The following is an 18231-nucleotide window of genomic DNA, read 5'->3' on the forward strand; positions in this document are numbered from 1 at the left end:
TTTGTCGGCAGATGCGGCTCGATCTTTGAAAATTGTTCGTCCGTCAGCCAGAACTGATCCCGATTCATCGGCGCTTCCTTTCGGAAGCCGTGAATCACAAACCGCTGATCACGCCAACCATTTTATGGGTCCAGACCCTAGAACTGGAAGTAAATGAAGTCGAAGCTGCCGAACGCGCCCCACAGGATGACGTTATAGGCCAGCAGGACGGCCGCCGTCGTCGACGCCCAGGGCTTGCGCCCAAGGCTTCTCAGCAGGCTGGCTTTATTGGCGAGCACGCCGTCGACGACGATCAGAAGCGCGAGATTGGCGACGAGCACGACGAGTTCGACGCTCGGAATGCCGAGGATCTTGAAGGTTCCGTAAGACAGGTCGCCGAGGGAGGTCCAGGATTTCAGAATGTGGACGGCGTCCGGCACGTCGCGCGCCCGGAAAAAGACCCAGCCGACGAGAACGATCGCGAGCGTGTAAAACACGCCGACGACATTGCCGAGGCGGCCATGCCAGCTTCTGACGTCCGTGACCGTCACGGTCGCCGCTTCGGCGCCGACGGCCAGGGGCTTCCGGCGCGCCACGAATTTCATGCGCCTGAACAGATCCTCCGCGACGATCGCCGCGCCGTGCCACAGCCCCCAGATCAGGAATGTCCAGTTCGCGCCGTGCCACAATCCGCTGACGCCGAAGACGATCAGCGTGTTTCTCGCCCATTTCGGGCGCGTGGTGCGGTTGCCGCCGAGGGGAATGTACAGATAGTCGCGAAACCAGGTCGAAAGGGAGATGTGCCAGCGGCGCCAGAAATCGGTCAGGCTCGACGCGAAATAGGGCTGCCGGAAGTTGGTCATGAGATCGACGCCGATGATCCGCGCGATTCCGATCGCCATGTCGGAATAGCCGGAGAAATCGCAGTAGATCTGCAGGGCGAAGAAGACCGACGCCAACAATGTGTAGCTGCCGTCGAACGATCCGGGGCTCGCATAAACGCCGTTGACGAAGGGCGCCACGACGTCGGCGACGCACATCTTCTTGAAAAGACCCCAGGCGCACAACCACAGGCCCGATCCGATCCGGTCCGGGGTCGTCGGCCGCCAGTTCCTGTATTGCCTCAGCATGTGGGACGCGCGCTCGATCGGGCCGGCCACGAGCTGCGGGAAGAAGGCGACGTAAAGCGAATAGAAAAGAAGATTACGTTCGGCGGGAAACACGCGATTGTAAACGTCAAGCGTGTAGCCGACCGACTGGAACGTATAGAAGGAGATGCCGATCGGCAGGATCAGGTTGAGCGCAAGCGGCGGAATTTCAACGCCGACGAACCCGGCCGCGCCGACGAAGCTCGCGAGCATGAAATCCAGATATTTGACCGAAAACAGGATGCCGAGATTGACGCTGAGCGCCGTGGCGAGCGCAATTTTTCTCAACAGCGGCTTCCTGGCCGTATCGATGACGATCGCGGTCGTATAATCGACCACGGTGGTCAGAAGCAGCAGAAGCAGAAAAGACGGACGCCAGGCCGCATAAAAGATATAGCTGGCGATCAGCATCACGACGGGTCGCGCGCTTTTCGGCGCCGAAAAGAACAGCGACAGGAACGCCGCGAAAAATATCGCGAACTCGAAAGAGTTAAAAAGCATTCTCAGTGTTCTCCCATCGCGGCGCGTCCGACGAGATCGGCAAGGCCGCTCGTGTATTTTTGCGCGCCCGCAGGATTAAGGTGGACCGGGTCGGAGAACTCCTTCGGCTCGTAGAGCCAATAGGCCGGGCCAAGGACATGCGCGTTCGGGAAGGGGCGCAAGGCGTCGGTCAGGGCTTGATCGACGGGCGGAGGCGGGGCGTATTCGCCCTGACGGAAGGCGGCCGGCGCCACGAACACCTGAAAGCCATACTGTTCCGCGAGCCGCATGAGCCGCAGGAAGTCGGGATCGCTCGGGTTGAAGGGGCGCTTCATGATTTCATTGGGACGGTCGGTCGGAAGCGCATAGCCGTCCGGCAGGCGGTCGCCGGGAAAATGGCTTTGGGATTTGATGAAAAAATATCCGCGGTCTTCGCCCAACTGGCGAATCTGATCGGCGTTGGACCTGTATTGCGCGACGACCCCGCGCCCCCGGGATTCAAACGCGAAAACCACGGCGTCACGGACGAAATTACGGAACGGAAAGAGAATATTGGCGATTTTCTTATTGTCCTGAAGCAGAGCCCAGAATGACGATTCATGCGGATCGGCTTCCGGAAGAAGCTGCAGAAGGACATGGCTCGGCACGTTGCCGGCCTTGAGGGCTGAGTCCAGAAGATCGACGAATTTCGAGTCGCCGGGAATGGCGAGATTATACGCCGTGACCTCGCCGCCCAGCGCCCGGTCGAAGCTTTCCGGCTCAAAGCCGGCGAGCGATTTGCTGTTGCCGAAGGCGAAGTAGCGGAATTTCGCGTCCGGGCTGAACAACCCGGCCTTCTGCGCCGCAGCATATTTGACGTTTTTCACGGCGGCCGCGCCGTTCTGAACATAAGGGAATAGATATTGCAGGGCGTAAAGACACACCCACACAATAGAAAAGACGATCAGGAAACGAATGATTGACGCACGTAAAGATTGATAAGTCCGTCCCAGCGGCAAGTCCCGCGATTCTGTCGCCCAATCCTTTACACGAACGTCCATATGATAATCCGCTGTAAGATCAAGCCATATGCTCGAAGATTTATTTCAGGACCCATACAACCCATGCCAATTTGCGGGATTGTGACGGCCGTTATCGAATGACCTTTTATCGTAGCTGTAACTTGCGCGTGAATGACGGCAAAATTTTTGCAGCGCATTGATTTGGACTTCATGCGTCATTTTGTCCGTTGATAGGCGGGCGCGACACGGCGCCCGACGCGTTCTCGGCGGCGGATCGGCCTGTTCGATCCTGGCTTTGACGGCGCGATTCATCGCTCGAACGCAGGACCGGCGGGGCGCCGCCCGGGAGCTCGCGGCGGCGCCCTTGCCTGACGCCAATGACCCGCCGGGGGCTTTCAGGATGGCATGGGGCGAGCCGGAAACGCTCTCACAGAAGCTTAGGGAGGACGGCGCGGAGAAACGCCGGGACCCCGCGTCAACTCGTCATGACGCGGAAAATCCTGGACGTTTAGATAAGGGCGCGATGAAAAATCGGTGGCTCCCTGAGCAGGACTCGAACCTGCGACCGATCGATTAACAGTCGATTGCTCTACCAGCTGAGCTATCAGGGACCGGCTCCGCGGCGCGCCCAGGGGGGCGGCGTCGGCGGATGGCGGCATATAGCAAGCCGTTTGGCGCTTGCAAAGCCCTAATGCGACGGTTTTGCAGGCTCAGGCCGCATCAGCGGCGAAGCGCCGAAGTTTCCTTGCCTGCCGGCCGCATCCTTTGCTATAGGCGAAGCGCGCTGTCGTCGCGACGGAGGCCTCGTGGCGGAGTGGCTACGCAGAGGACTGCAAATCCTTGCACCCCGGTTCGATTCCGGGCGAGGCCTCCAATCTCGAAGACCGCGCGGAAGGCCGGGAAACTTCCGCGAATTTCTTCTCCAAACTTTCTCCCCAGGCGCTGACGCAAGCGCGTTTCGGTTCTAAGCTTGCGCGGGAGCCGCCGCCCGAGCGCCGAGCCATGCCGGATTTTTCACCCTTGAACGCCATCGACTCGCGCCGCGGCGCCTGCGCCTCGCGCCGCGGCGCCTGCGCCGCCGTTCTTTTTGGAGCGACGCTCGTCTCCGGCGGTCCCGGCCTTCGCGCCGAAACGCGCGAGCCCGCCGCCATGACCGTGAGCGTGGTCAAGGCGAAGACGCAATGTTTCGTCGACAGCCTGCGGCTCGACGGCCATGCCGTCGCGCGCGAGGAGATTCTGCTGCGCCCCGAATATGAAGGGCTGCTGCTCTCCCAGATTCTGGTCGAGGACGGCGCGACGGTCGCGGCCGGCCAGCCCGTGGCCCAGCTTCTGCGGCCCGACTGGCTGCCCGGCCTGCCGACCAAGGCGACCATGACCGCGCCCGCCGCCGGAACCCTGCTGCACGGGCGCATCGCCGTCGGCATGCCCGCCTCCGCCCGGGCCGAGCCGATGTTCCGCATCGTGCGCGGCGGCGAACTGGAGCTTCAGGCGCAGATCCCCCTGCCCGCGCTCGCCCGCGTCAGGCCCGGCCAGGTGGCGCGGATCGAGGCGCTCGACGGCCGCGAGCTCGCCGGCGCGGTGCGGCTCGTCTCGCCCGAAATCGACCCGATGACGCAGCAGGGCTCGGCCCGCATCCAGCTCAGCTCGAGCGCGGGGCTGAAGCCCGGCGCCTTCGCCACGGCGATCGTCGACGCGGGCCAGAGCTGCGGACCGTCAGCGCCGCTTTCGGCCATCCTCTACGGGCCGCAGGGCGCGATCGTGCAGACGGTGCGTGACGACCGCGTCGAGACCCGCAGGGTCAAGGTCGGGCTGTTCGGGCCGTTCGAGGCCGAGATCCGCGAAGGTCTCGCGCCCGGCGACGTCGTGGTTTCGAAAGCCGGCGCCTTTTTGCGCGAGGGCGACCGCGTGCGCCCGGCGTTCTGACGCGCCGGCGGACGTTGGCTCCCAAAACTCAAATCCAAGAGGACGGCGCTTGAGCGCTCAGACATTTCAGGTGACGGAAGACGAGGACGGGCTCAGGCTCGACCGCTGGTTCAAGCGGCGCATCCCTTCGCTCTCCCTCTCCCATCTCAACAAGATCGTGCGCACGGGGCAGGTCCGCGTCGACGGCGCGCGCGTCAAGACCGCGACCCGGCTCGCTGAGGGCCAGAACGTGCGCGTGCCGCCGCTCAACCTCGAGGCCGCGCCGGTTGCGCCGGCCGTGCGCATTTCGGCCGAGGACGCCCGCGACATCCGCAACATGGTCCTCTACGAGGACAAGGACCTCATGGTCCTGAACAAGCCGTTCGGCCTCGCCGTGCAGGGCGGCTCGGGCATGAAGCGCCATATCGACGGCATGCTCGCTTCGCTCCCCAACGAACGCGGCGACCGGCCCGTTCTGGTGCATCGTCTCGACCGCGACACCTGCGGCGTGCTGCTCGTCGCCAAGACGCGCAAGGTCGCGGCCGAGCTTGGCGAGATCTTCCGCTCGCGCGAGGCGCGCAAGATCTACTGGGCGCTGGTCGAGGGCGTGCCCAAGCCCGCGCAGGGCAAGATCTCGCTGTTCCTCGCCAAGGGCGAAGGCATGGACGTTCGGCCGGTCCGGCCCGGCGAAGACCGCGCCGCGCTCGAAAAAATGCGCGTGGCGAAGCATGGCGACGAGGACGCGCGCCATTCGGTGACCTATTACGCCACGGTCGACTCCTTCGCGCCGCGCGTCGCCTGGCTGTCGATGAAGCCGATCACCGGCCGCACGCACCAGCTGCGCGCCCATGCGGAGGCGATCGGCCATCCGATCGTCGGCGATCCCAAATATGGTCTGAAGCCGAAGACCGACCCGCGCCGCTCCGATCCGATGCGCGCGATCCCCGAGGGCGTCGAGAAGAAGCTGCATCTGCTCGCGCGCCGGCTCGTGCTGCCGCATCCGCGCGGCGGAATCCTCGACGTCACGGCGCCGCTGCCGCCGCATATGGCGAAATCCTTCGAGCTGTTCGGCTTCGACGCGAAACGCTACGATCCGATCGAAGGCGCGCCCGAATAGGGCGTGGCGCCGGAAAGCTTCAGGCGTCCCGGTCCGGCGTCATGCGCCGGACCAACACGCGGCGTTATTGCGTCTTGTCCTTGCCCGTGTCGTAGCAGACTTTCGGAAAGACCGGCGCGTTGAACTTCACCGGGCCGCCGCAGCGGTCGCAGCCGGCGAGCGCGAAGGCCGACAGCGCCACGGCGGCCAGCGCAAGCCGCGCCCTGCGCGGCCTCAAAGCGGCCCCAAAGCCTTTATGCGCCACGCCGCTCATCCGCTTCGCCTCCGCTCCGTCGAGACTTCAATATCGCGGCAGGGCGGCGCGCGGCAAGGGCGCAGGTCCTTGAACGCTGGGGCGCGTCAAACCGTCGGCAGGCGCACGAAGCCGGCCCCCTCGCCGCGCAGCGCGAGCTCATTCTCGCCGGCCTCGAACAGCTCCACGGCGGAAACCCGCGCCGCCGGCGGCCCGCGCCAGAATTTTTCGCACATCAGCGCGACCGCCGCGGCCGGCCCGGCGACCACCGCCTCGACCTCGCCGCTGGCGCGGTTGCGCACGAAGCCTTCGAGTCGGAGCGCTTCAGCCTCGGCCAGCGCCCAGTCGCGATAGCCGACCCCCTGCACCCGCCCGGCGACGATGGCGCGCAGGACGCGTCTTGATTCGGGCCCCGGATGGTCGTCGTTCGCCAAGGCTCGCCTCCGCTCGCCGCCAAGAGGAAACGCCGGCGTCAGGGACCGGCGAGGAAATTGATCTTCAATACCTGTCCCGCGGGACATTGCGAATTCGGCTGGGGGATGGGCGTGGGGAAAAAATAGGCGTTGTCGCAGCTTTGGCCGCCCCCGACGCAACGCGCGTTCGGATTGCCGCATTTGACCGGATAGTTGGCGCTTCCATAGGTTCCGCCGCGCGGCCCCTGGCAGACATAGGTCGGCTGCCCAACGCAGGAGAGCGCCACGGGAAGATTATAGGACGCGCCGCCGGCGTTGGCGCAACGGTTGAGCGTCCAGCCGTCGGCGGTGCAGTTCTGCGGGATGACGCTGACGTCGTACCAGACGCAGCTCGCCATGCTCGTCGGGTAGCAGCCGTTCGCGCCGGCGCCGAAGGTCGTTTCGACCATCGTCTGGTTGCGGGCCTGGGCGAGGTTGCAATTGGGGAGCCGGCCCGCCGGAACGGGCGTGGCGGAGGCGCAGAACCGCGTGGTTCCGGCCGTGGCCGGCACGGTGGCGGCGCAGCTCGCGCCCGGAGGAATGGCCATCTGCTGGTTGACGAGGCCGCGGAGGCAGTTCGCCGCCCAGACGATGGGCCCGGGCTTCTGCGTGGCGTAGTTCGTGAAGGCGACATAGAGCGTGGCCGCGCCGCTGTTGGCGACGAGCACGCTGACGCCCGGGGCGCCGGCGGCGAGGTCCGGGTCGCAGGCTTTCGCGGCGATCGCGCGATCCGCCGGATCGACGATGGCGCGCCGGCGCCCGCCCCCGTCGACGAGCGCCGGCTCGCCCGAGGAGGGGCAGGCGAGGGTCAGATCGTCCGCCGCCGCAGCCGGCGCAAAACCTGTGGCGACGCCGCACAAGGCGCAAAACGCCGCCAGCAGCGCGGCCCTGACGACAGATTCGATGAATGTTTTCGCCATTGCGCGCGCTCCGGCCGCGATCCAAGCGCCGGTCGGATGCGTTGATGCGCCGGCGCCTTTAAAATGACGCGCGATCGCTGGCGCGAGGCTTGCGCCTGTCAGACGGCGAGATTGTCGATGAGCCGCGTGCGGCCGAGCCGCGCCGCCGCGAGCAGCCGCAGCGCCCGCGCGCCGAAGCCCTCGGCCGGCTCGGGCTCCAGCGTCGCGGCGTCGCGCGCCTCGACATAATCGGCGTCGAAGCCCGCGATCGCGAGCGTCTCGCGCGCCTGCTCAAGGCTCTCCCCGACTTCGCCGCCGGCCCGGATCGCCGCGGCGCAGGCGCACAGCGCCTCGTGCAGCGCAGGCGCGCGCCGCCGCTCCTCCGCCGAGAGATAGACATTGCGCGAGGACAGGGCGAGCCCGTCCGCCTCGCGCAGCGTCGGAGCCGGGACGATCTCGACGCCGAGGTCGAGGTCGCGCGTCATGCGCGAAACCACCTTGAGCTGCTGATAGTCTTTCTCGCCGAACACGGCGAGGTCGGGGCGGCACTGGTTGAAGAGCTTGGCGACGACGGTGGCGACGCCTGAAAAATGCGTCGGCCGGAAACGGTCCTCGAGCCCCGCGAGCGCCGGGCCGCCGACTTTCACCATGGTGGCGAAGCCGTCCGGATAGATTTCAGCGGCGGCGGGGGCGTAGACGAGGTCGCCGCCGGCCGCGGCGAAGGCCGCGGCGTCGGCCGCGAGCGCGCGCGGATAGGCCTCGAAATCCTCGCCCTCGGCGAATTGCGTCGGATTGACGAAGATCGACATGACGACGCGGGACGCCCTCGCCCGCGCATGGCCGACGAGCGAGGCGTGGCCGGCGTGGAGCGCGCCCATGGTCGGCGTCAGCGCCACGCGTTCGCCCTGCGCGCGCCAGCCTTCGACGACGCGCCGCAGCGCCCCGGACTCCCGCACCACCGCGACGTCCCCGATCCGTTCAACCGTCATGCCCGCGTCTCCAGATCCGCGACGTTCGCGCGCGCCAGCGCCGGCGGGACGATGGACTCCCCCGCCGCGCTGGCCTATGCCACATGGGTTCGCCGGCCGGAAACGGCCGACAAGTCGACGCCGTCGACGCCGGCCCGCCGCCGGCGCGCGGGCGATCCCGAAGATCGACGCGGCGAGCAGGGAGCAAGCCCAGTGTCTCAGCAGATTCCTTCAGAGCTCGCGTCGAACGCGCTCCACTACCACCGCTCGCCGCGGCCGGGCAAACTCGAGATCAGGGCGACGAAGCCGCTCGGCACGCAATACGACCTGTCGCTCGCCTATTCGCCGGGCGTCGCCGCCGCCTGCCTCGCCATCGCCGGCGATCCGGCCGAGGCCGCCGAAATGACGGCGCGGCAGAACCTCGTCGCGGTCGTCACCAATGGCACGGCGGTGCTCGGCCTCGGCGACATCGGCCCGCTCGCCGCCAAGCCGGTGATGGAGGGCAAGGCCGTCCTGTTCAAGAAATTCGCCGGCATCGACGTGTTCGACATCGAGGTCGAGGAGAAGGACGTCGATCGCCTCGTCGACATCGTCGCCGCGCTCGAGCCGACCTTTGGCGGCATCAATCTCGAGGACATCAAGGCGCCGCAGTGCTTCGACGTCGAGCGCAAGCTGCGCGAGCGCATGAAGATCCCGGTCTTCCACGACGACCAGCACGGCACCGCCATGGTCGTCGGCGCGGCCGTGCTCAACGCCATGGAGCTCAGCGGCAAGCGCCTCGACGAGGTCAAGATCGTGACCTCGGGCGCAGGCGCCGCGGCGCTCGCCTGCATCGACTTTCTGGTCGAACTCGGCGCGCGGCCCGAAAACATCACCATCACGGACATCGACGGCGTGGTCTACAGGGGCCGGCCCTCCATGAACGAGCGCATGGCGATCTACGCCCGCGACACCGACGCGCGGACGCTCGGCGAGGCGATCGGCGGCGCCGACGTGTTCCTCGGCCTTTCGGCCGGCGGCGTGCTGAAGCCCGAGATGACGAAGGAGATGGGCGAGAAGCCGCTGATCATGGCGCTCGCCAATCCGACGCCGGAGATCGAGCCCGAGGCCGCGCACGCGGCGCGCCCCGACGCCATGGTCTGCACCGGGCGCTCCGACTATCCAAACCAGGTCAACAACGTCCTGTGCTTTCCCTATATCTTCCGCGGCGCGCTCGACGTCGGCGCGACCACGATCAACGAGGCGATGAAGCTCGCCGCCGTCAGGGCGATCGCCGAACTCGCCCATGAGCCGCCCTCCGACGTCGTGGCGCGCGCCTATGGCGGGAAGTCGCGCCAGTTCGGCGCCGAAAGCCTCATTCCCTCGCCCTTCGACCCGCGCCTGATCCTGCGCATCGCGCCGGCGGTGGCGCGCGCGGCGATGCAGAGCGGCGTGGCGCTCCGGCCGATCGCCGATTTCGCCGCCTATGAAGAAACGCTCGCGCGCTTCGTGTTCCGTTCGGGCTTCATCATGAAGCCGCTGATGCAGGCGGCGAAGGCCGATCCGCGCCGCGTCGTCTACGCCGAGGGCGAGGACGAGCGCGTGCTGCGCGCCGTCCAGATCGTGGTCGACGAAGGCGTCGCCAAGCCGATCCTGATCGGCCGCCCCGAGGTCATCGTCTCGCGTCTCGAGCGCTTCGGCCTGTCGATCAGGCCCGATCGCGATTTCGACCTCATCAATCCGCAGGACGATCCGCGCTACCGCGATTATGTCGCGACCTATCTCGAGGCCGCCGGCCGGCGCGGCGTGACGCCCGACAACGCGCGCACCAAGGTGCGCACCAACTCGACCGTGATCGCGGCGGTCGCGGTGAAGCGCGGCGACGCCGACGCCATGCTCTGCGGCCTCGACGGGCGCTTCAAGTCGCGCCTCGCCTATATCCGCGACATCATCGGCCTTGCGCCGGGCGTCACGGATTTCGCGTCGATGAGCCTCGTCATCACGAACAAGGGCCCGTTCTTCATCACCGACACCCATGTGCGCGACGACCCGAAGGACTTCGAGCTGGCCGAGACGGCGATGCTGTGCGCCCGCCATGTGCGCCGTTTCGGGCTCAGCCCCAAGGTGGCCTTCCTGTCCCATTCGGACTTCGGCTCGGACGACGGCGAGTCGCCGCGCAAGATGCGCCGCGCGCTCGAGATCTTCCACAAGCGCGCCCCCGACGTCGAGGCCGACGGCGAGATGCAGGCCGACGCCGCGCTGTCCGAGATGGTGCGCGAGCGGCTCGTCACCCAGTCGCCGCTGAAGGGCGAGGCCAATCTGCTGGTGATGCCCAATCTCGACGCGGCCAACATCGCCTATTCGCTGGCGGTGAGCCTCGCCGACGCCCTGCCCGTCGGGCCGCTGCTGATCGGCGGCGCGCTTCCGGCCCACATCGTGCGGCCCTCGACGACCGCGCGCGGCATCGTCAACATGACCGCCTTCGCGGTCGTCGAGGCGCAGAGCCTCGCCCGCGACGCAAAGCCGCAGCTTGCGCCCTGAAGGCGCGGCCGGGCCCTTTCGGCGCGCGCTTCCAAAGACGGGACCGCGCCCGGGCGGCGCGCCGACCGCGGCCAAAATCGGCGCTTTTTCCGCGACGCTTCGTTAAATGACGAAAAAGCTCTATGCTCAGGATACGCGCGAGGCGTAACTTTTGCTGGCCCAGCCGGAGGCCGCTGGCCATGCCGGTCCGCTTCTGCTATGGCTCCGCCTCGGCCGATAGCGAATACGCCCGCACGGGTCCGCAACAGATCAAAGGTATCAACCCCTTATGACTGCACAAAAGACAGCCTTGATCACCGGAGTCACTGGCCAGGATGGCGCTATCCTCGCCGAACTTCTGCTTTCCAAAGGTTACATTGTGCACGGCGTCAAGCGCCGTTCTTCACTGATCAATACGGACCGCATCGACCATCTGTATCATGATCCCCATGAAGAAGACGTCGGCTTCTTCCTGCATTATGGCGATCTGACCGATTCGACGAACCTCATCCGCATCGTTCAGGAAGTTCAGCCCGACGAGATCTATAATCTTGCGGCGCAGAGCCATGTGCAGGTGAGCTTCGAGACGCCGGAATACACCGCCAATTCCGACGCGCTCGGCACGCTGCGCATCCTCGAGGCGATCCGCATCCTCGGCCTGACCGAGAAGTCGCGCTTCTACCAGGCGTCGACCTCCGAGCTTTACGGCAAGGTGCAGGCGGTCCCGCAGAGCGAGACGACGCCCTTCTATCCGCGCTCGCCCTACGCCGCCGCCAAGCTCTACGCCTACTGGATCACGGTGAACTACCGCGAAGCCTATGGCATGCACGCTTCGAACGGCATCCTGTTCAACCATGAAGGCCCGACCCGCGCGGAGACCTTCGTGACGCGCAAGATCACCCGCGCCGTCGCCGCCATCCATCTCGGCTTCCAGGACAAGCTCTACCTCGGCAACCTCGACGCCCAGCGCGACTGGGGCAACGCCAGGGATTACGTCGAAGGCATGTGGCGCATCCTTCAGCAGCCCGAGCCCGACGATTATGTGCTCGCGACCGGCGAGATGCACACGGTGCGCGAGTTCGTCGAAAAAGCCTTCGCCGAAATCGGCATTTCCATCGGCTGGAAGGGCGAAGGCGTCGACGAGCGCGGCTTCGACCTGAAGACCGGCAAGGCGCTGGTCGAGATCGACCCGCGCTATTTCCGCCCGACCGAGGTCGAGCAGCTTCTCGGCGACCCGACCAAGGCGTACAAGAAGCTCGGCTGGAAACACAAGACGACCTTCAAGGAGCTGGTCTCCGACATGGTCGCGAGCGACCTCGTCGTCATGAAGGCGCGCGGGCGCGTCTGAACGGCGCGTCGCGCCGGGTCCTTCGACCCGAGTCGTCCCGACGGGGCGGCAGGCCCGGCCGCCGGGCCTTAGAGTCCCGCGCGCCGGCAGACCTCCTGCGTTCGGGGCACGGCCGCCGGGCGCGGCCTCCCGCGGCGACGGCGCGTGTCCTTTTGCGTTTCGCGGCCGCCGCGCAGCCGGCGGGCAACGAGGAGAAACCATGGCCGAAGTTTCGACGGGCGCGGCCCGCAACAGACGAATCTGGGTCGCCGGCCATCGTGGCATGGTCGGCTCCGCCATCGTGCGCCGGCTCGCGGGCGAGCCCGTGGACGTGCTGACCGCCGGACGCGAGACGCTCGACCTGCGCGACCAGGCCGCCGTGCGCGCCTGGGTCTCGCGCGAGAAGCCCGACGTGATCATCCTCGCCGCGGCCAAGGTCGGCGGCATCCTCGCCAACGACACCTATCCGGCCGACTTCCTCGTCGACAACATCGTCATCGAGGCGAACGTCATCGAGGCGGCGCACCGCGCCGACGTCGAGCGCGTCGTGTTCCTCGGCTCGTCCTGCATCTATCCGAAATTCGCGCCGCAGCCGATCCACGAGGATTCGCTGCTGACCGGCCCGCTCGAGCCGACCAACGAATGGTACGCCATCGCCAAGATCGCCGGCATCAAGATGTGCCAGGCCTACCGCCGCCAGCACGGGCGGCGCTACATCTCGGTGATGCCGAGCAACCTTTACGGCCTCAACGACAATTTCGACCTCGCCAACAGCCATGTGCTGCCGGCGCTCATCCGCAAGTTCCATGAGGCCAAGCTCGCCGGCCGCAAGGAGGTCGTGGTGTGGGGCACCGGAACGCCGCTGCGCGAGTTCCTTTACGTCGACGACCTCGCCGACGCGGTCGTCTTCCTGATGGACAATTACGACGGGGCCGAGCCGATCAACTGCGGCGCCGGCTGCGACGTCACCATCCGCGAACTCGCCGAGACGGTCGGCCGCGTCGTCGGCTTCGAGGGCGCGCTGGTGTTCGACACGTCGAAGCCTGACGGCACGCCGCGCAAGCTCATGGATTCGGGCCGCCTCGCCGCGCTCGGCTGGACCGCGAAGACCGGCCTCGCGGACGGGATCGCCGAAGTCTATCGCTGGTTCCTGAGCGAGAAGGCCGGCCAGCTCGCGACCGCCTGACGCCGCGGGACGGGACGCGCCCGCGCGCGTCCCGTCCCTTCCGGCTCCGCCTGGCCGTCCGGCTCCGCTTGGCCCTTGCGCTCGGCGCGGCCGACGCCCTAGACTGACGGCGAAGCTGCGGCGCACAGGAACGACCCGCATTTCGCCGCGCCGCGTCCTGCGACGCGGTCTCGCTTCGCCCCTTCGCCTCGCCCTCCCCGCCACCGCCAGTCCCGGGCCTGCGCGCCATGTTCGTCGCCCTCGGTTTTCTTCTCGGCTCGATCGCCCTCTGCGTCGCCACCTCGTTCCTCGAGGCGACCCTTCTCCCGGCGCTGCCGCCGCTTCTTGTGGCGACAGGCCTGCTTCTCGCCGTCTGGAGCGCTCCGGCCGCCGATCTCGCGCGGCTGCGCAGCCTGCTCTGGCCGATCGCGATCGGCGCGGCGATTCCCGCCCTGTGGATGATCGTGCAGATGGCGCCCATGCCGCTCGCCTTCGCCCATCCGGTCTGGAGCAGCGTCGCGGCCGGCTATCCCTCGCCACGTTTCGGCGCGCTGTCCGTCGACATCGGCGCCACCGCGCTCGCGCTCGTGCGCTATCTGACGCTGGTCGGAGCCTTCGTGCTCACGACGCTGCTGACCTTCAACCGCGAGCGGGCCGAGGCCGTGCTCATCGCGCTCGGCGCCGCCGCCACCGTCGTCGCCCTGCTGTCGATCATCTTCGACCTCGCCGGCGCGCCCGAGCGCGAGGAGGCGCAGAGCGTCGCCTGCGTCGGCCTCGTGCTCACGGCTGCGCTCGCAAGCTATGTGCTGGAGCGGCACGAGACGCGCCGCGCCAAGCTCGGGATGACGACCGCCAAATTCCTCTATCCCATGATCGCCACGGCCGTCGCCTTCGTGATCTGCGCCGCGGCCGTCGCCCTGTCGCGCTCCGGCTCGCTCTATTTCGCGGCCGCCTGCGGCTTCGGCTCCTTCGCCGCGCTCGTTCTCGTGCGCCGGCTCAACCTCGGACGCTGGGGCGCGGGCGCCCTCGCCGCGACCGGCGCGGTCATCGCCCTGACGCTGATCAGCGGCGCGGCCGGGGGCGCCGAGCCGCGCCTCGCCTTCGTCAAAAAGGATCCGGCAACGGTCGAGCTCACCCAGCGCATCCTCATCGACACGCCGATTTCTGGCTCGGGCGCCGGAACATTCGCTTCGGTCACGCCGATCTACGCCTCGACCGCGCCGGACGCGCCGGAGCCCCGCGCCGCCACCGCCGCCGCCCAGCTTTCGATCGAAATGGGCCGCTTCATGCTTTGGGCGGCGCTGGCCGTGGCGCTGCTCAGCTCGGCGTGGCTCGCGCGCGCCGCCTCGAAGCGCGGGCGCGACTCCTTCTTTGCGGCGGCGGCGGCCTCAAGCCTCGTCGCCCTCACGATTCTCGCCTTCATCAATGTGAGCCTGTTCGCGCCGGCCCTTCCCTTCCTCGCGGCGACGATGCTTGGCCTCGGCGTCGCCCAGGCCCAAAGCCGCGGCGCGTGAGCGTCCCGCGTCCGCGTCTTGCGGGCGCGGCGACGCGGCCCCATCTTCAGCCTTCGCCCTGGCTCGCGGGCCTGCGGCGCCTAACGTCGCCTGCGCCTCATGGAGCGTCGCGAAGTCTCATTGGAGCGTCGCGAGGAAGGACCGTTCGCCATTGGCCGACAAAGACCAGCAAAGGCTCGATCGCCATCTCGACAGCTTCCAGGATCGGCTGCCGAACCGGTTCTCCGGCTGGCTGACCTGGCTGCGCCAGCCGTCGTCGAGATGGGTGCGTCTTCCTGCGGGCGTGCTGTTGATCGTCGGCTCCGGTCTGAGCGTTCTGCCCGTGTTCGGTCTCTGGATGGCGCCGCTCGGCGTCGTCCTGCTCGCGCTCGACGTGCCCGCGTTGCAACGCCCGACCGGCCGCGCGCTCGTGCGTGCGCGGCTGTTGTGGAGCAAATGGCGCAAGCGCGGCGCGAACGGCGGCGGGACGGCCGGCTGACGCCGGCGGCGTTGCTTTCAGCCGCGCTCTCGACTATGGCGAAGCCTTCGGAAGGCCGGCCGGCCTTCGTCCTTCACTACCCTTTCCTTCAGCGCGGCGCCCGCGCGTCTCATCGAACGCAGAGGATGGCATGTCGTCACTGAAACGGTCGGCGCGCGGGTTCGCCCTCGCCCTCGCCCTCGGGCTTCCCGCCTCGGCCGCCCTGGCCGAGGGCCCGTTCTCGAGCCTCTCGGGCTACTGGACGGGCGGCGGAACCATCGCCACCAAGAATGGCGTGAGCGAGCGCATCCGCTGCCGCGCCACTTACGCCGTCAACGACCCCGGCACCGCGCTCAACCAGAGCCTGCGCTGCGCCAGCGACAGCTATCGGCTCGAAATCACCGGAAATCTGTCGGTCATCAATGGCGCGCTCTCCGGCAACTGGACGGAGGCGACGCGGCACGCCACGGGCCAGGTCTCGGGCGGCGCCTCCGCCACCGAGATCATGGCGCGCGTCGACGGCGTGGGGTTCTCCGCCGGCCTCAACGTCCGTTTCAAGGGCGGCCAGCAGTCGATCTCGATCCGCCCGACCATGGGCTCCGACGTGACCGCCGTCACCATCACCCTGCGCAAGGGCTGAACGCCCTTTCGGCCTGAACGACAGGCGGCCGTCGCCGCCTTGTTCATGCGTCGCGCGGCCTTTTGGCGGCGCGAAGCGTCTGCGCCGTCCGGTGCAGGAACATGACCACGGGCCGCAGGATGAAAAGATCGGCGGCGAGCGCGGCCATCATCGAGAAGGCGCTGAGCCAGCCGAACAGGCGCAGCGACGGCAGGTCCGAAAACACCGTCACGGCGAGGCCGCAGGAAAGCACGATCGAGGTCAGGATCAGCGCCGGGCCGACCAGCACGGTCGCCTGTTCGACGGCGAAGGCGTAATCGGAGCCGGCGTCGCCCGCGATGCGCAGCCGGTTGAGGAAATGGATCGTCGCGCTGAGGCCGAGGCCGAAAGAGACCGTCAGCGCCACGACGCTCGCAAATTGCAGCCCCTGCCCCATCGCGGCCAGAAGCGCGCCAGAGGCGACGACGGGAAAGATCCCCGGCAGAAGACAGGCGAGCCCGACCACCGCCGAGCGGAAGGCAAGGCCGATGAAGGCCGCCACAAAGAAGAACTCGATCGTCAGCCCGGCCGTCAGCTTGCCGATCATCGTCGCGCTGTTGCGCGCGGCGATGGCCGAAAGTCCGGTCACGGACAGTTTGTAGCCGGGATAGGCCTTGCGCAGCGCGTCGAGCGAATGGTCGATCTCGTCGACGATCGGCAGCAGCCGGCTTGCGTCGGCGTCGGGCACGCGCCCCGTGACCAGCACCGAGCCGCCGTCGGCGGCGACGAAGCGCCGCGTCAGATGTTCGGGCAGACGCTCGACATATTTTTTCAGCGTCGCGACGTCGCTGATCCGGAGGCGGTCGCGCAGCCAGCGGCGCAGCGTGTCGATCGACCAGACGTTGCCGACGCCCTTCTGGCGCTCCAGCAGCGTGTGCGCGCGGTCGATGACTTCGAGCGACTGCGGCGCATAGAGCGAGACGCCGGGCGGAAAGGTGATCAGCACGTCGATCGGGTTCGCGCCCGTCAGCTTGGCGTCGAGCCGCCCGCTGGCCGACACCGCCTGGTCCTTGTCAGGCACCTGGTCGGCCAGCCGGTAACGCGGCTCGAGCGAGGCGAAGACGAGGCCGAGCGCGAGCACTGCGACAAGCCCGGCGAAGCTGTAGAGGCCCGGACGGCGAACCATGCGTGCGGCGATCCAGAAACAGAAGGCGCGCAGCGCCTCGACCCCGGCGTCGCCCGCCCGGCCCGTTCCGGCGAGCCGGGTTTCGTCGCGCAGCAGCAGGACGCCGAGCAGCGGCAGCAGCGTCAGCACGGCGACAAGCGCGATCGCCGTGGAGACGAGGCCCGCCTGGCCGAAGGCGCGGATCGCCTCCGAACTCGAAAAGGTCAGCGCCAGAAAGGAGAGGCCGGCCGTGGCGTGGGTCAGCACGCAGGCCGGCCCCGCGATCAGCAGCGCGTTGCGCAGCGCCTCGCTCCGGCTCTGGCCGGCGAGGATACGGTCGCGCGCGGCGAAGGTCAGCTGCATCGAATCGGCGAAGCTGATGACCATGATCAGCGGCGTCATCACGTTCAGGAACATGTTGAGCCTGAAGCCGAGCCAGCCGAGCGCGCCGAGCGCGAACAGGATCGCGAGCAGCGGCGGCCCCGCCGCCACGATCATGAAGGAGAGGCGGCGGAAGAACAGGATGGCGATGAGGCAGCCGGCGACGAAGCCGGCGGCGTTGTAGAGCAGCCGGTCGCGCTCGACCGCGTCGCGAATCTCGAGCTGCATCACCGGCACGCCGGAAAGCTGCGCGGAGAGCCCGCTTCCCTCGAAATCCTGCGCCATGGCGCCGCGCAGCTCCCTGACCGTGGCGGCGAGGCCTGAGCCTTCGACGACCGCGGGGTCGAGCGCGAGCACGACGAGGGTGAGCCGCCCGTCCTCCGACAGGATCTTGCCGCGGATGATCTCATTGGCGCGCGCGCGCGAAACGAGGCGGTCGAACTCCGCCCCCTCGGGCAGGGGGTCGGGAAACAGCGGCCCGGGCGGGCCCTCGCCCTGGGGCGGCTCGCGCGCCGAATAGAGCGAGATCACGCCGCGCACGCCGTCGATGAGCTGCGCGTCGGTCACGAAATCGCGCAGCCTGTCGAGGCCCCGCGGCGTCAGCAGCGTCTCGCCCTCGACCACGGCGAGGACGTCATATTCGCTCGACGGAAATTGGCGCGTCGCCTCCTCATACTGGCGGAACTCGGCCGAGTCCGACCGAAACAGCTGGCTCAGCGAATCGTCGACCCTGAGCCGCGGCAGGCCGAAGCCGGCGACGACGGCGAGCGCCACGGCGAGGACCGCGACGACCATGGGATGACGCAGCGACACGAGGCCGATCCGCTCGATCCCGAGGGCCAGCGTCCTGTTCGCGCCGACGCTCGACGAGGCGAGTTCGACGTCCGTCGCGCGGTCCTTGTGGTCCTTGATGTCCATGCGTCGAGATCTCCGCCGTCCGCGCCGCG

Annotated in this window: 15 protein-coding genes and 2 tRNA genes; 9 read left to right on the forward strand and 8 right to left on the reverse strand. The window is 67.7% G+C overall.

Annotated elements, in window-relative coordinates; genetic code table 11:
* Positions 1 to 137: 137 nt before the first annotated feature.
* The 3 genes from ACILRB_RS00005 to ACILRB_RS00015 all read right to left on the reverse strand — a co-directional run bounded on the left by ACILRB_RS00005 (position 138) and on the right by ACILRB_RS00015 (position 3219).
* A complete protein-coding gene (locus ACILRB_RS00005) occupies positions 138 to 1628 on the reverse strand; it encodes an MBOAT family O-acyltransferase (protein WP_395664250.1) in 1491 nt (496 codons plus the stop codon).
* Positions 1629 to 1630: 2 nt separating this feature from the next.
* Entirely contained in the window at positions 1631 to 2647 is a 1017-nt protein-coding gene (locus tag ACILRB_RS00010) for a hypothetical protein (RefSeq protein ID WP_395664251.1), read from the reverse strand.
* A 496-nt stretch (positions 2648 to 3143) separates the two neighbouring features.
* Positions 3144 to 3219, reverse strand: a tRNA-Asn gene (locus tag ACILRB_RS00015).
* Positions 3220 to 3408: 189 nt separating this feature from the next.
* Between ACILRB_RS00015 and ACILRB_RS00020 the strand changes: the two genes are divergently transcribed.
* The 3 genes from ACILRB_RS00020 to ACILRB_RS00030 all read left to right on the forward strand — a co-directional run bounded on the left by ACILRB_RS00020 (position 3409) and on the right by ACILRB_RS00030 (position 5627).
* A tRNA-Cys gene (locus ACILRB_RS00020) sits at positions 3409 to 3482 on the forward strand.
* 146 nt (positions 3483 to 3628) lie between these two features.
* On the forward strand, positions 3629 to 4531 hold the full coding sequence (locus ACILRB_RS00025) for an efflux RND transporter periplasmic adaptor subunit (RefSeq protein WP_395664252.1): 903 nt from the start codon (positions 3629 to 3631) through the stop codon (positions 4529 to 4531).
* 49 nt (positions 4532 to 4580) lie between these two features.
* The gene (locus ACILRB_RS00030) at positions 4581 to 5627 is read left to right on the forward strand and encodes an RluA family pseudouridine synthase (RefSeq protein WP_395664253.1); all 1047 of its coding nucleotides are present in this window, start codon (positions 4581 to 4583) and stop codon (positions 5625 to 5627) included.
* Between the two features lie 64 nt (positions 5628 to 5691).
* Here the strand turns inward: ACILRB_RS00030 and ACILRB_RS00035 are convergent, their stop codons facing one another.
* From ACILRB_RS00035 to panC, 4 genes are all read right to left on the reverse strand, one after another.
* Positions 5692 to 5871: a hypothetical protein gene (locus ACILRB_RS00035; protein ID WP_395664254.1), complete on the reverse strand. Its 180-nt coding sequence runs from the start codon at positions 5869 to 5871 to the stop codon at positions 5692 to 5694.
* Positions 5872 to 5966: 95 nt separating this feature from the next.
* Positions 5967 to 6293: an acylphosphatase gene (locus ACILRB_RS00040; protein WP_395664255.1), complete on the reverse strand. Its 327-nt coding sequence runs from the start codon at positions 6291 to 6293 to the stop codon at positions 5967 to 5969.
* Positions 6294 to 6331: 38 nt separating this feature from the next.
* Complete coding sequence (locus tag ACILRB_RS00045) at positions 6332 to 7231, reverse strand: hypothetical protein (RefSeq protein ID WP_395664256.1); 900 nt, start codon at positions 7229 to 7231, stop codon at positions 6332 to 6334.
* Between the two features lie 98 nt (positions 7232 to 7329).
* Positions 7330 to 8199, reverse strand: a complete 870-nt coding sequence (panC, locus tag ACILRB_RS00050) for a pantoate--beta-alanine ligase (RefSeq protein ID WP_395664257.1) — start codon at positions 8197 to 8199, stop codon at positions 7330 to 7332.
* Positions 8200 to 8391: 192 nt separating this feature from the next.
* Here panC and ACILRB_RS00055 point away from each other — a divergent pair, with 192 nt between their 5' ends.
* The 6 genes from ACILRB_RS00055 to ACILRB_RS00080 all read left to right on the forward strand — a co-directional run bounded on the left by ACILRB_RS00055 (position 8392) and on the right by ACILRB_RS00080 (position 15780).
* Positions 8392 to 10698: an NADP-dependent malic enzyme gene (locus ACILRB_RS00055; protein ID WP_395664258.1), complete on the forward strand. Its 2307-nt coding sequence runs from the start codon at positions 8392 to 8394 to the stop codon at positions 10696 to 10698.
* A 268-nt stretch (positions 10699 to 10966) separates the two neighbouring features.
* Positions 10967 to 12025: a GDP-mannose 4,6-dehydratase gene (gmd, locus tag ACILRB_RS00060; protein WP_395664259.1), complete on the forward strand. Its 1059-nt coding sequence runs from the start codon at positions 10967 to 10969 to the stop codon at positions 12023 to 12025.
* A 199-nt stretch (positions 12026 to 12224) separates the two neighbouring features.
* On the forward strand, positions 12225 to 13190 hold the full coding sequence (locus ACILRB_RS00065; RefSeq protein ID WP_395664260.1) for a GDP-L-fucose synthase family protein: 966 nt from the start codon (positions 12225 to 12227) through the stop codon (positions 13188 to 13190).
* A gap of 227 nt (positions 13191 to 13417) precedes the next feature.
* Positions 13418 to 14683 (forward strand): hypothetical protein, encoded by a 1266-nt coding sequence (locus tag ACILRB_RS00070; protein ID WP_395664261.1) that lies wholly within the window; start codon positions 13418 to 13420, stop codon positions 14681 to 14683.
* A gap of 151 nt (positions 14684 to 14834) precedes the next feature.
* The gene (locus ACILRB_RS00075) at positions 14835 to 15161 is read left to right on the forward strand and encodes a hypothetical protein (RefSeq protein ID WP_395664262.1); all 327 of its coding nucleotides are present in this window, start codon (positions 14835 to 14837) and stop codon (positions 15159 to 15161) included.
* A gap of 130 nt (positions 15162 to 15291) precedes the next feature.
* Positions 15292 to 15780, forward strand: coding sequence for a hypothetical protein (locus ACILRB_RS00080; RefSeq protein ID WP_395664263.1), 489 nt, complete (start codon positions 15292 to 15294; stop codon positions 15778 to 15780).
* A 43-nt stretch (positions 15781 to 15823) separates the two neighbouring features.
* On the opposite strand, the gene ACILRB_RS00085 is transcribed toward ACILRB_RS00080, so the two are convergent.
* Positions 15824 to 18202, reverse strand: coding sequence for an RND family transporter (locus ACILRB_RS00085; RefSeq protein WP_395664264.1), 2379 nt, complete (start codon positions 18200 to 18202; stop codon positions 15824 to 15826).
* Between the last annotated feature and the right edge of the window lie 29 nt (positions 18203 to 18231).

The organism is Methylocella sp. (genome assembly GCF_044226135.1).
Taxonomy (GTDB): Bacteria; Pseudomonadota; Alphaproteobacteria; order Rhizobiales; family Beijerinckiaceae; genus Methylocapsa.

Excerpts from the sequence above, each read along its gene's own strand:
- ACILRB_RS00005 (WP_395664250.1), bottom strand. The coding sequence starts at position 1,628 with ATGCTTTTTAACTCTTTCGAGTTCGCGATATTTTTCGCGGCGTTCCTG.
- ACILRB_RS00010 (WP_395664251.1), bottom strand. The coding sequence starts at position 2,647 with ATGGACGTTCGTGTAAAGGATTGGGCGACAGAATCGCGGGACTTGCCG.
- ACILRB_RS00045 (WP_395664256.1), bottom strand. The coding sequence starts at position 7,231 with ATGGCGAAAACATTCATCGAATCTGTCGTCAGGGCCGCGCTGCTGGCG.
- panC (WP_395664257.1), bottom strand. The coding sequence starts at position 8,199 with ATGACGGTTGAACGGATCGGGGACGTCGCGGTGGTGCGGGAGTCCGGG.
- gmd (WP_395664259.1), top strand. The coding sequence starts at position 10,967 with ATGACTGCACAAAAGACAGCCTTGATCACCGGAGTCACTGGCCAGGAT.
- ACILRB_RS00065 (WP_395664260.1), top strand. The coding sequence starts at position 12,225 with ATGGCCGAAGTTTCGACGGGCGCGGCCCGCAACAGACGAATCTGGGTC.
- ACILRB_RS00070 (WP_395664261.1), top strand. The coding sequence starts at position 13,418 with ATGTTCGTCGCCCTCGGTTTTCTTCTCGGCTCGATCGCCCTCTGCGTC.
- ACILRB_RS00080 (WP_395664263.1), top strand. The coding sequence starts at position 15,292 with ATGTCGTCACTGAAACGGTCGGCGCGCGGGTTCGCCCTCGCCCTCGCC.
- ACILRB_RS00085 (WP_395664264.1), bottom strand. The coding sequence starts at position 18,202 with ATGGACATCAAGGACCACAAGGACCGCGCGACGGACGTCGAACTCGCC.